The sequence below is a fragment of the Anaerococcus martiniensis genome, from assembly GCF_043187485.1.
Classification (GTDB): Bacteria; Bacillota; Clostridia; order Tissierellales; family Peptoniphilaceae; genus Anaerococcus; species Anaerococcus martiniensis.
Map to the genome: position 1 here is coordinate 156,964 of NZ_CP171106.1, position 12,620 is coordinate 169,583.

Annotated in this window: 14 protein-coding genes and 1 pseudogene; all 15 read right to left on the minus strand. The window is 28.3% G+C overall.

The window, feature by feature from the left end; genetic code table 11:
* Positions 1–48: 48 nt before the first annotated feature.
* Positions 49–1,530 (minus strand): hypothetical protein, encoded by a 1,482-nt coding sequence (locus ACF3NF_RS00800; RefSeq protein WP_394023367.1) that lies wholly within the window; start codon positions 1,528–1,530, stop codon positions 49–51.
* Complete coding sequence (locus tag ACF3NF_RS00805; RefSeq protein WP_394023369.1) at positions 1,514–2,962, minus strand: sensor histidine kinase; 1,449 nt, start codon at positions 2,960–2,962, stop codon at positions 1,514–1,516. Before ACF3NF_RS00805 ends, ACF3NF_RS00800 begins: the two co-directional genes overlap by 17 nt.
* Positions 2,953–3,651, minus strand: a complete 699-nt coding sequence (locus ACF3NF_RS00810) for a response regulator (protein WP_262122224.1) — start codon at positions 3,649–3,651, stop codon at positions 2,953–2,955. Before ACF3NF_RS00810 ends, ACF3NF_RS00805 begins: the two co-directional genes overlap by 10 nt.
* Positions 3,641–4,543 carry an ROK family protein gene (locus tag ACF3NF_RS00815; RefSeq protein ID WP_394023371.1) on the minus strand — a complete coding sequence of 301 codons (903 nt, stop codon included), beginning with the start codon at positions 4,541–4,543 and terminating at the stop codon, positions 3,641–3,643. Before ACF3NF_RS00815 ends, ACF3NF_RS00810 begins: the two co-directional genes overlap by 11 nt.
* Positions 4,544–4,551: 8 nt before the next feature.
* Complete coding sequence (locus ACF3NF_RS00820) at positions 4,552–5,508, minus strand: RluA family pseudouridine synthase (protein WP_394023373.1); 957 nt, start codon at positions 5,506–5,508, stop codon at positions 4,552–4,554.
* Position 5,509: 1 nt separating this feature from the next.
* Positions 5,510–6,055, minus strand: a complete 546-nt coding sequence (locus ACF3NF_RS00825) for a DUF6648 family protein (protein ID WP_394023375.1) — start codon at positions 6,053–6,055, stop codon at positions 5,510–5,512.
* A 42-nt stretch (positions 6,056–6,097) separates the two neighbouring features.
* Positions 6,098–6,517 carry a hypothetical protein gene (locus tag ACF3NF_RS00830; protein ID WP_394023377.1) on the minus strand — a complete coding sequence of 140 codons (420 nt, stop codon included), beginning with the start codon at positions 6,515–6,517 and terminating at the stop codon, positions 6,098–6,100.
* Entirely contained in the window at positions 6,514–7,464 is a 951-nt protein-coding gene (locus ACF3NF_RS00835) for a TIGR01212 family radical SAM protein (protein ID WP_394023379.1), read from the minus strand. The genes ACF3NF_RS00830 and ACF3NF_RS00835 overlap by 4 nt, the downstream gene beginning before the upstream one ends.
* Positions 7,457–7,879 (minus strand): DUF1292 domain-containing protein, encoded by a 423-nt coding sequence (locus ACF3NF_RS00840; protein ID WP_394023381.1) that lies wholly within the window; start codon positions 7,877–7,879, stop codon positions 7,457–7,459. Before ACF3NF_RS00840 ends, ACF3NF_RS00835 begins: the two co-directional genes overlap by 8 nt.
* Positions 7,880–7,893: 14 nt before the next feature.
* Positions 7,894–9,264, minus strand: a complete 1,371-nt coding sequence (locus tag ACF3NF_RS00845) for a zinc-binding metallopeptidase family protein (RefSeq protein WP_394023383.1) — start codon at positions 9,262–9,264, stop codon at positions 7,894–7,896.
* A gap of 9 nt (positions 9,265–9,273) precedes the next feature.
* A complete protein-coding gene (locus tag ACF3NF_RS00850; RefSeq protein ID WP_394023385.1) occupies positions 9,274–10,014 on the minus strand; it encodes a peptidylprolyl isomerase in 741 nt (246 codons plus the stop codon).
* A complete protein-coding gene (locus tag ACF3NF_RS00855) occupies positions 10,014–10,583 on the minus strand; it encodes a S1 RNA-binding domain-containing protein (protein ID WP_394023387.1) in 570 nt (189 codons plus the stop codon). The genes ACF3NF_RS00850 and ACF3NF_RS00855 overlap by 1 nt, the downstream gene beginning before the upstream one ends.
* Positions 10,584–10,721: 138 nt before the next feature.
* Positions 10,722–10,829, minus strand: a pseudogene (locus ACF3NF_RS00860) (RNA-binding protein); the annotation flags it as partial.
* A gap of 3 nt (positions 10,830–10,832) precedes the next feature.
* Positions 10,833–11,669, minus strand: a complete 837-nt coding sequence (locus ACF3NF_RS00865) for a YitT family protein (RefSeq protein ID WP_394023389.1) — start codon at positions 11,667–11,669, stop codon at positions 10,833–10,835.
* Positions 11,670–11,756: 87 nt separating this feature from the next.
* The gene (locus ACF3NF_RS00870; RefSeq protein WP_394023391.1) at positions 11,757–12,620 is read right to left on the minus strand and encodes a kanamycin kinase; all 864 of its coding nucleotides are present in this window, start codon (positions 12,618–12,620) and stop codon (positions 11,757–11,759) included.

A 12,620-nucleotide genomic window follows, 5' to 3' on the forward strand; every position in this document is an offset into this window, starting at 1 on the left:
ATCTCTCCTAGAAATATGATAACATTTTAAAAAAACACTTTCAATAAATTAATTTCCACCAATTATTGTATTTGAGTTTACAAAGGTCTGCTCTAGACTTTTAGCATTGGTTCCGATTTGTTGGTCAAAGGAAATAAAGGTGGTAGGATTTGGTGTTGGTATTGAGAAAAATGGATTCTTTTCAATATTTCCATCATTTATCCTATGAAATAAAATTTCATCAGCTGTTTGTATAATTAAATATTTTGTATTAGGAATCAGCTTATAATCTTTTTCTTGTGGATTTATATTTCTAACTTGATCTCGGCTAACGAATAAATCTGAAGATGTATTTTCTTCGATATAGTTTCTTACAGGAATTTGACTAGAAGCTGTTTTTTGACTTTCCTCAGTATAAATTGAAGTTTGGATACTCCATGCTCCATTATCTCTTACCAAGCCAAAATTCGTATTTTCTATTATTAAATCGTTGGGATCTATTTTTGAGTCCTTATTTGTTGCTTCATTTATAACCATGTTCTTAAACTGATCGTAGGCATCCTGCTCACCAGTAAATTCTTCTATAGATACTAATTTATTATCCTCAAGCTCGTTAGTTCCTAAGACTCCATACTGTGTAATGGTATTGTCAAATAAGGGTGTTGTATATGAAAAAGAAATAAAATTCATATCAACATAATTTAATCTTATATCCATATCAAAGTCTTTAAAGCTGTAACGATTAATATTATCTTGCTCGTCCATTTCATTTTCTAGTCTAGCAGGAAAAGCTTCAATTTTATCAAATAATTCAGTTACACTACTTTTAGGTGACCTAACTTTCCAATATTCGTTTTGTCCGCGTAAAAAAATATCATAAGCTTTTTTATAATGTACTTTTCCATTTGGGTTTATGTTTACATAATAAGTGTAATAGTCGTAATCCTGTTTTCCATCAGATAAATCTATTCGTTCCCTTACCCCTAATAGCAAACTTGTATCTTCAACTGCATTTTGATCGGATTTTAAATCAACACGTTCCTTATTAGCAAGTATTGTATATTTGTCTATTATCTCTGGATCAACAGTTTTTGAAAATCTAGATAGGTATACAATTTTATCATCAGCAATAAAAAATATTTCATCTTCACTTCTTTGTATAAAATCTCTTGCAAAAAATTGCCCTTCAGATGCATTGACTATTATTGCTGATTCTTCTTTTTCTATTTTTTCAAAATCATAACCTCTATTAGCTAAATATTCATATAAATTTACATATTTTGAAGTAAATGTGGGAGGAAAAGCATATTCATCATTCATGGCCACTAGATTTTTATCTATATATAGTTTTTCACCAATTTGTATATCTGAAATTGGATTATTATTTGTTATATCTTCAATTTTACTTACTTGCCAAGTCCCCTCTAAAATAGGACTAGAAGTTTCTGGTGCTTTTATTAAATCACTTAATTCTTCAGGATTTGAATTGGTACAAGATGTAAGAAAAATTGCTATTATTAACCCTAATATAAATTTAATTCTCTTTGTCATCTTCTAACCTCGGTATTTCTACTATGACAGATGTTCCTGACCCATACTTACTTTTTATTGTTAGTTTTCCATCATGAGCCTTTATGATCTCTTCACAAATTGAAAGTCCCAAACCTGTCTGAGACTTTGATGAGCTACCCTTGTAAAATTTACTTGAAACAAAGGCAATTTCATCTTCTTTTATGCCTTCACCATTATCCTTAATAGTTACCGAAACATTATTATCGATCTGATCTATTAGGATCTCTATCTTCCCACCATCATCTGTAAATTTTATAGCGTTGTCAATTATATTGATAAACACTTCTTTCATACGGTTTTTATCAGCATAAACCATTACGGATTTGTAAATACTTGTTATGGTAAATTCTATATTTTCATTTGTAGCACGTGGTGTAAGTTGAGTGTGGACTTGTTTTACAAGCTCTACAATATCGAGCCTATCTTTATTGTATTTAAAATTACTTGATTGTAGTCTTGAAAAATCTAGTAAATCCTCTACCATCATTGATAATCTATCGCCTTCACTTTCAATAATTGATAGTCCTTGATTGAGCATATCATGATTTTCTTGTATATCTTTTGATTGAAGGGTTATAGCCCATCCTTTTATTGAAGTTAAAGGTGTTCTAAGCTCGTGTGAAACAGAAGATATAAACTCATTTTTCATATCCTCTCTTTTTACAATATTATCGCTCATAAAGTTTAAAGTAGAAGCTAATTCAGATAATTCATCATTACCTTCTACTTTGGCTCTTTGTTTAAAATCGCCTGCTGCTAGCTTTTCAGATACTCCAATCAAATCTAAAATTGGTGCAATAACACGTTTGGAAGCCAATAAAGCTACCAAAAATGTAATAATAATAACCGAAATTCCAAATATTATGTAAAAAATCATATCATTTTTTATTCTCTGATTGACTTTACTCATAGATGAAGTTAACCTGAGAATTCCCGATTGATTCTCATTAGAGCTTAGTGGATATGAAAGTGATAATACTTCTTCATTTGTTTGATTATTTATACTTTTAAATGTGCCTTGCTGACCTTCTTTTGCATTATTAACATCTAAAGTAGAAAGCTCAACACCTACTAAATTGCTAGCTTGAGAATCGAAAAGAACAGTTCCAGAATTATCCAATATTTGAACCTGAGTTTCGTTATTTCTGTAAAAAGCATTTTTATCCCCGATTATAATATCTGATAAATCATATCTATTCATATAGTTGTTAAATTGCAATTGGTTTATTCTGGCTTGATTAAGCATTGATCCAATTAGGGCTGACTCATAGTAGTTTCTTATACTATTGTAAGCAAAAATCTCAAAACCTATAACAACAGTAATTACAAAAAGCATTATAATTCTAATAATAGTTTGCCTGTAGGAATTATTTGATTTTAATATGCTGGTATTTTTTGATTCTACTTCCATCTATAGCCTGTGCCCCACACTGTTTCAATAAATTGAGGTTTTGCTGGATCCTCTTCAATTTTTGATCTTATTCTTCTGATGTTTACATCAACAATTTTGGTATCATTGCTATAATTTTCTCCCCAAGTTTGCTCCATTATTTCATCTCGAGTCATTGCCTTTCCTTTGTTTTGTATAAAGTTTTTAAGTATTGCAAACTCAGTTGGAGTAACATCTATCTCTGTCTGATTTTTATAAAATGATTTTGAGTACAAATCTAATGTAAATGGACCATCGGAAAGTGTATTTGTATTTTTATTTTCTGGTTCTGCCGAGCTAAGGTTTACCCTTCTCATAAGAGACCTAACTCTTAAAATCAATTCTTGGGGGTTAAATGGTTTAATTATATAGTCATCTGCCCCTCTTTCAAGCCCTAAAATTTTATCTATGTCTTGTGATTTTGCAGAAACCATTATAATTCCAGTTCTGGGAGATTTTTCTCTGATAGCTTGGCAAACTTCATATCCACTTATTCCAGGAAGCATAACATCTAATATAGCTACTGCTGGGTTTTCTTCTTCAAAAACTCTTATTGCTTCTTCCCCACTAGCAGCCTCAACTGTCTGGTAGCCTTGATATTCAAGGTTTATTTTCATAAACTGTCTTATAGAATCTTCATCATCTAGAATCAAAACCTTATTATTTTCCATTTCTTATCCTTTCAAAAGCAATTTTTCCAGCACCTATAACACCTGCATCATTTAAAAATCTTGCTGGTATAATGTTTATACTTTCAGTTTTATTGCAAGCTTGATTAAACTTTTCTATCATACCATTCCACCAAATGTCTTTAGAATGGATTACTCCACCACCAATTACAATAGCTTCTGGATCAAAAATATTTCTTAAACTTGTCAAAAAATATGCCAAATCTTTTTGATATTGATTTAAAACTTTTTCTGCTGCTATATCTTTGTGACATAATTTTAATATTTCTTCTCCAGAAAGAACTTCTCCAGTAAGTTTTTCATAGTGTTTGCTTATAGAACTACCTGCACAATAGGCTTCAACACATCCATGTTGACCGCAAGTACAATAATCCCCATCTGGATGTAAAATTATATGGCCAAGCTCTGCTCCTTGAAAATGAGAACCAGAAAGTAGACCTGATTTTTCATTATAAACTGCCCCACCTACACCTGTTCCTAGTGTAATCATTACAATATCTTTATAATTTTTAGCAGATCCAATCCACTTTTCAGCAAGTAAAGCAATATTTGCATCATTTTCTACAAATACAGGGACATCTACAAATTCTTCTACAGCTTTCTTTAAGTTAAGACCAGTCCATCCTTCTATATTTCCAGCAAAGGTAACTATTCCATTTTCCGCATCAATAAATCCTGGTGTACCTATGCCTATTGCTAAAGCATCTTTGTAATCCAGTTTTTCTATTGATTTTTTAATATTTTCTAAGACTACTTCTCTTCCTTTGCTCGCCTCAGTAACTACATTACTTCTTTGAAGGACTTCTCCATTTTCGTCTATCAAACAAGCATTTATCTTAGTCCCACCTAAATCTATACCAATAACTTTTTTCATTATCCCACCTATAAAGTAAATATTTTTTCTTTTAATTTTAGTATATCATTTGTTTTCTTAGACTCAAAAGATTTATTTTTTAAATATTCTAAATTTTCTATCTCATTAAAAACAATCTTATATGCTAATAGAATTTGGTTATTGATTTTAAATTTTTCATTTAAAAACTTATTAGTATTTTTATCTCCGTATTTTCTATCTCCAATAATAGGAGTCTTGTTTTGAGCTAGTGAAAATCTAATTTGATGAGTTTTTCCCGTAACTAACAGGCATTCTAAAAGTGTGTATTCTCCATTGCTTTCAATAGGTCTAAAATGTGTTATTATTCTAGATCCATCTTTAGAGCTTTTTATTTTATTCTTATTTTCATTTTTCGAAATATTTGTATCTACTGTGAAGTTTTTGGTTATTTCGCCCTTTACTAATGTTAGATAATATTTCTCTATCTTATTTTCTCTAATAGCTTCATTTAAAGCTCTAAGTGAATCTGCATTTTTTGCACCAATCACAATACCAGCTGTATTTCTATCAAGTCTATTTACAACAGCGGGGTTAAAAGTTTTATCACTTTTGTCAACTTGTTGAGTTTTATAAAGATATGAGAGCATAAAGTCAACCAGATTATTTCCATAATCATTTTTATTTGTTGAATGGGTTAAAACCCCACTATCCTTATCCATTAAAATAATATTTTCATCTTCAAAAACTATATCAAAATTAAAATCAATTGGTTTAAAATCAGTTTTTGTAATCCATTTCTCATAATTTTCATCTGAGATATACATTTTAATTTTATCATTTTCATAGACAAAAGTATCAGCTTTGGCTCTGCTATCGTTTATCTTAAAATTCTTTTTTCTAATATTTTTTTGTATAACTGATAAGGGAGCATTTTCAAAATATTTTCTTAAAAATCTATCAAATCTTTGATTAGCATCATTTTTTGATATTGTAATTTCAATCATATTAATAGGTTTTATTTACATAAGAATCAATAAGTGATTGCCTTTCTTCATCTACAAAAACTTCATGTTCTTTTAGCTTTTCTAAAATTAATTTACTTTTAGAATGTAATATGGCTTGGTCCATGTTTTTCACATATATTTCAAATATTTCACCCTTTAATCTATTTGATTTTAAAATTATGTAGTAGCTCTCCATATTTTCATATTCTAAAATCTCAATCAATCTTAAGGTAGCCATGTCTTTTAAGTGATAATAATTTTCTCTTTGATTTATATGTTTGATGTAAATTTTCTTTTTTCTAACATTATGAATTACTTTTTGGGCATCTAGGTTAGATTTCTTTGCTAAAAGATTGTAATAATGATAATTATACAAGGCCTCATTTACTGTATTTATTGTAGTAAATGGTTTTAAATTAAGTTTTTCTAGAAAAGCTAGATTTTTTGACAAAAAAGTTTCTTTATCAACTTTTGATTCTTCTAATAAATCTATGGATTCCTTTCTGAATGTTTCAAATTGTTTAAGTTTTTCTATTTCTTTAATCATAATTAAAAAACCGTCTCATAGAGACGGCCAAATATTAAGTTATTATTTAACTTCAATAATGTTAGCTTTGGTTGATTCAGGGATATCATCTTTTGACCAATCTAAACCAAGATAGATATCAGCTTTAGCATATTCAGAAAGATCATTTAACTCATTAGTTAATTTTTCTAAATCTTCAGTTTCTAAATCAAGTATGTCATATATACCATCAACATAAACTTTTCCGATATCATAATCACGAGCAAGGATACCTGCAATAAATCCTTTTAAAGAGCAAATGCAGCAGATTCCGTAAGATTTAGCATTGATTACCCTAACTTGGTGATCTAAGATTCTTGTTTTATCGTCATCTGTATTAATAAATACGATGTTATTTAGATTTTTTTCTCTTTCTTTATTAGCCTCTTCAATTAGATATTGAGTTTTACCTGTTCCTGATTGTCCTAGTACATAATAAATCATGATTTATCCCCCTTTATTTTATCAAAAATAATTCTTTTGGATCTATCACCTTGGATATATCCTTTATTATTCATAGTTTCAATTATTTCATCTCTTATAAGCCACCATGAAGTATCCCGGTTACAAAAAAATGTATCTTCTTTTGGAGCCCTACCTACAAGTCTTTGAATAGCTACATCTGGTTTTATTAACCTTAAAAAATCGATTACATTATCTTCATATTCGTCTTTACTTGGCATTTCAAATTCATTGTTTCTATACATTTCATATAGTTTTGTATTTTTAGTTATAAACAAAGAATGAATCTTAACTTCTTTTACATTAAGCGCATTTATAATTCTAGCTGTTTGTCTAACATCTCTAGTATCATCCCATGGTAGGGATAATATAACGTGAGTGCAAATTCTAAAATTAAATTTATTTAATAGATTGCAAGCGTATATAAAATCAGCTAAATCCTCTCCCCTATTTAATATTTCTAGGGTTTTATAATTTGCTGTTTGAAGTCCAAGTTCAAATATGATGTCTTTTCCAGTTTCTTTTGACCATTGGTCTAAAAAAATTAATTTATCTTCTGTTACAGAATCAGACCTAGTTGATATAGAAACCGCAACAATATAATCTTTATCACAAGCTTTAATTATTTCCTTAAATTCTTCTAATGACATGTAAGTATTTGTGAAATTTTGAAAATATGCAATAAACATATTTGCCTTATACCTACTACCTATATAATTTTTATTTTTTTCAAGTTGTTCATCTACTGTCATATAAGAAGGTAGATTTTCAAAACTCCCACCACTTTCTCCACAAAATATGCAACCTCCATAACAAGCTGCTCCATCCCTGTTAGGGCAAGTTAGAGAAAGTTTTATAGGTAATTTGTAAACTTTTTCTCCGTAGGTATCTTTGTAATATTCACTAATGGAATAGTATGGATTACTCATCTATAGAATCAGAATCCTCAAGGATATCTTCTTCGTCAATTCCATATTCAAAGCCATCCTCATCTTCAAATCCATCAAAGTGTTCGATGTCAGAATTGTACTCTTCTACAAGGTTATCAAGTGCTTCATCATCCCAATAATGAGTAAATAAGTGGAACACTTCTTCTAATTCTTCCTCATCTTCAACTACTTTCAAATCTATCTCATCATTTTCAAATGAGTCTTCATAATAGAAAATATAAATTTCACTAGTTTCACTAGATATTAGAGCTACATAATCTGTTTGATCAACTGTAAAAATATCTATTAAATAACATTCATCAGTTCTTTCGCCTAGATCTATTTCTATTACAGCCTTGCCGTTGTTTTTTAAAAATTCTAGCTCATGTCCATGAAGTTCAATTTTTTCTGTCATATTAGCTCCTTATTTTAAATGTACGATAACACATCATCTATAAGATTTGTCACATTAATTATCTCTGATAAATCAGTAAAAAACATGTTATCATCTCTTTGTTTATATTCTACCCCTATTGACACAATCTTAACATCTAGGTTAGAAAAAATCATACTAGAATCTAAAGAATATTGAGTTTTAACTATTTCAAAGTCTTCACCCACCAAATCACGATAAACTTTAGAAAAAGCTTCTGTTAATAAATCATCCGAATTTTTCCACCTTGGTAGGCTCAATCCAATTTTAATTTTGCTTTCACTAATACTTGCAGCAGTTTGCATCTTCTCTAGCATTTCATTCATGCTTTCATCAGATAATGATCTGCACACAATTATAAAGTTAATATAATCCTCAAAAGTTCTAGCGGTTGATAAATTTATAGAGCTTATTAGTTGATTATTATTTGAATTTACTGAATAAGCACCAGTCGGTATTAACTCTACAAAAGATGATAGATGACTAAATGACTTATCTGAAATTGAACTATTAGCATCTGATTCAATTTCTTTAAGTTCTATATCCATTTCTGGTTCATATTTCAAATTTTTTTCAATATATTGATTTTTGAACAATTCAAATGTATTAATTAATTCATTTTCAAAATTAGAATTTATAATAAAATCAATACTTGCAAAATTTGGTATATAGTCATATCTATCCCCACCTTGTAATTTTACAATATCTAGGTCTACCTTTGATTTAATTTTTCTAATCAAACCCAAACAAGCTTTTATGGAGTTAAGTCTTACTTTATCTAAATCTTCTCCTGTATGGCCACCAATTAGATTAGATAAAGACAATCTAAAAGTTTTATAGGAATTATTTATCTCGTTTCTTATAATCGGTAATTTTATATTTAATAAATTAAGTGCACTAAATTCATCAGCAATACATTTTGCCTGACGAAGATTTAAGTTGATTACCTTATCACTTCTAATAACATCTTTAAGACTACTATAATTTTTTATGTCATTTTGTATATTGTTATTTGTAATTAGAACATCAAAATCATTGGTTGATAAATCAAGTAAGTTTGCTATTACAAATATAGCATTAAACAAGTAAATATTTTTCCCTGCTATAATTCTTTCTTTATCTGTTTGTTCAAATTCTAAATTTCTGTACAAAAATCTAGCGTCTGCATTTAGATGTAAAATAGCTTTTGGAGATACGCCTTTTTTGATGTAGTAAGAATCATTTAATTCTACTATCTCGTATTGATGTGATCTAGCTTTTTCTAATATAAATTTATTTACAACATCTGCAGCTGTTTCTACATCATCATAGGCCATAGTATGGTTGATATTTAATTTTAGATTATTGGTTAAATTTTCATAATCCATAAAGTTTGCCTAATAATACTTTTTAACCTCAGCCTCTTTTGAAAGTTCATTTACTAAATCTAGATATTTTTCTTGTCTTTTTAACATTTCATAGGTTGATTGTACTTGCTCTTTTAATTGCTCAAATGAACTTTGTGTTTCACTCTTATCATCTAATTTAATTAAATGATAACCAAAATCTGTTTTAACTGGTTTTGAAATTTCACCAATTTCAATCGAATCAAGGCCTTCTTGGAATTCTTTTACCATTACACCTTTTGGAAATGATCCTAGTGCACCACCATTCATTGCTGATGGATCTTTAGAATATTTTTCGGCAGCTTTTGCAAAGTCTAGTCCATTTTTTATTTCATCATAAATTTTATTTGCTTTATTTTCATCATCTACTAAAATATGACTTGCAGTATAGGTAACTGGCGAAAATAAGGTATCTTTGTTTTCATTATAATAATTTTCTAATTCTTCATCACTAATACTTACAGATTCAAAGACCTTATGCATAGCATAATTTTTTAGCATATTATCCTTAACAATTTCAAGTTCATCGATGAATTCTTTGTCTTGGTCATAATTTTTCTCTTTTGCATCTTTAAGTATTAATTCTTGATTTACTAATTCATCAGCAAGAACATTTATTCCTTGCTCATTATTAAATCTATCTTTATCTGGCATTCCTTGCATAAGTTCATATACATCGCTAAGATAGATTTCTTTTCCGTTTACTTCTGCTAATAGTTTATTTTCAGTCATTATATCCTCTTTATCAATTCAATTTTGTTCTCAAATATTTTAATATCGTTGTTCTTATAAAGTCTTCCAATTGCTCTTTTGAAACTAGCCTTACTCATTCCAAAAGTTTTACTTATTTTATCTGGGCTAGATTTATCAGATAGATAGACAATCCCATCATTATCGTAAAGATAGTCTAGAATTTTATCACTATCATTATCTATTTCTAAATGTGCCCTTTGTCTAAGGGAAAGCTCAATTTTTCCATCAGATTTTATTTCTTTAACTCTGGCATTAACTAGCTCTCCTTCTACAAATACCCCTTTTAATTCATCAATCCTTAATAAGGAATCATATTTATCATCAATAGCAATAAATGCACCTATGGATTTATTAATTGAATAAATCCTACCACTAACTTCATCATTTTCTTCAAAATTATGGTCAGTAGTTAGCAAATCCCTTATCTTAGAAGTAAGAAATACTTCTCCATTACTATCAACTTTAAAGGCTACTGGATAAATCATATCTACTATTATCCTATAGGTTCTTTCTGAAAAAGGCATAAAAATATGATTTTTATTTGGCATTTCAAAATAGACACCTTTTTTGTCAATTTTTACTGCTCTTAAATCGTAGACCCTTTCAAATTCATAAGGGAATTCTTTTGTAGCTTTTAGTACATGATTTAAATCTTGATATAGATAAACTTTAACACTATCCCCTTGATTTTTATCTCTAACTTCTTTTTTATCTATGATAGCATCTCCAAATTTAGTTGCTAAATATGCCTTATTTTTTCTAAATCTTTTTATTTTAAATTCTTTAATAATTATCTCCTATTCTAACTCTTTTGTTGTAAATCCTTCCCCAAAGACTTCGGAAATAGTATGTGTAAATATAAATGCTTTATCATCTGTTTCTAGAATATCTTCTCTAATTAAAGGATATCTTCTATTAGTAGAAATTGTAAGTATTAATTTTTTTTCTCTACCAGTAAAGCCACCTTCTGCATGGAGTAAAGTTACCCCTCTACGGTATTTATTAATTAATAGTTTATTTATTTCTTCATACTTATCACTTATAACAAATATTGCAATTTTCCTACCAAGACCTTGTATAACATTATTTAAGGCCATATTTTGAATCATAATTACTAAAATTGCATATAATGATTTTTCAAATCCAATTACAAAAATCGAAAAGATAATTACTATAAAATCTGTTGAAAATAAACTTATATGTATAGGTATATTTGTGTATTTATTAATTATGGTAGCTATAACATCAGTACTTCCTGTAGATCCTCCGTTATAGAATATAAGTCCCATACCAAGTGACACTATCAAAGGACCAAAAACAGAGTTAAGAATTATATCATGAGTTAATATAGTATTAGGAAAAATCTTTTCTAAAAGTATCAAGGATATTGATACAGTTGCAGCTGATAATATCGATCTTTTTACAAACTTTACACTTATAAAAATAGCACCAAGAGTTAATACAATAGCATTTAAGATTAAGTTTATTGTACCAACATTAAAACCAAATAAATTTGAAAGTATAAGAGCAATCCCCGAAATACCTCCTGCAGCTATATTATGTTGTAAAATGAAGAAGTATACTCCGACTGCAAATAATATAGAACCTACAAAAATACTGATATTCTTTTTCATAAATTACCTCCAATTAACAATAAAAGCTTACCATAGATTACTCTTAAATTCAATTGACACATAAAAAAAGAAGGCATAAAGCCCTCTTTAAAGCCAAGTCGGAATAAAAGTGTTAAAATTATCATATATTTTTAAAAGTCCATCTATTTCTTCTTTATTATAGGCACACTTTTCATTGTCTCTGTATTCTACTATATCATACAATATATTATAGGCGGCATATAAAGCTAATAGTCTATAAAACTTAACCGGAACTTTTGCTTCTTTAAAGTAGCTATCAAAGCATCCTTTTACAAATTCTTCAGATTCTAATGCAAAATAATTTATTCTTGCAAAATCATACACCCTATCTCCAACTTTATTAAAATCTAAACCATAGATACTTATTTTTCCGTTTTCATCTATAAGAATATTTTCATAGTTTAATTTATTAAAAATATATCTTTGATTGACATTTTTTGTAAGGTGTTTATTAGCATTTATATAATCAATTAATATATAGTCATCATCACCTATATATTCATTTACTCCATGCATATAAAAAAGATAGTTGGCTCTAGTATTAAATATCTCAAACCAATTTACTTTTTCATCTATGAGAACATTATGAACTTTTTTAAGAATTTTTCCAAATTTAAAACCCAAATCATAGTTATCTTTTTTTCTGTGATTTTTTAAATAATCATAAAGATTAGTTGTTTTATTTAACCTACTTACTTGATAAATATTATTTTGATCAAGTTGACCTTTTTCTAATATATCTTCCTTGTTTAACTCCAGAGTCTCAATTTTTGGATAAGTATCATTATCATATAAATTTACAACAAATTTTTGATTTTCTGTCACAACCCTATACCTATCATGGTTAATGAAATTTATTTCTTTTATTTTAATACCATTATTTTTAAAATAATTAATATTTTGAATCTGATTTTTAATATAAATTGGCAT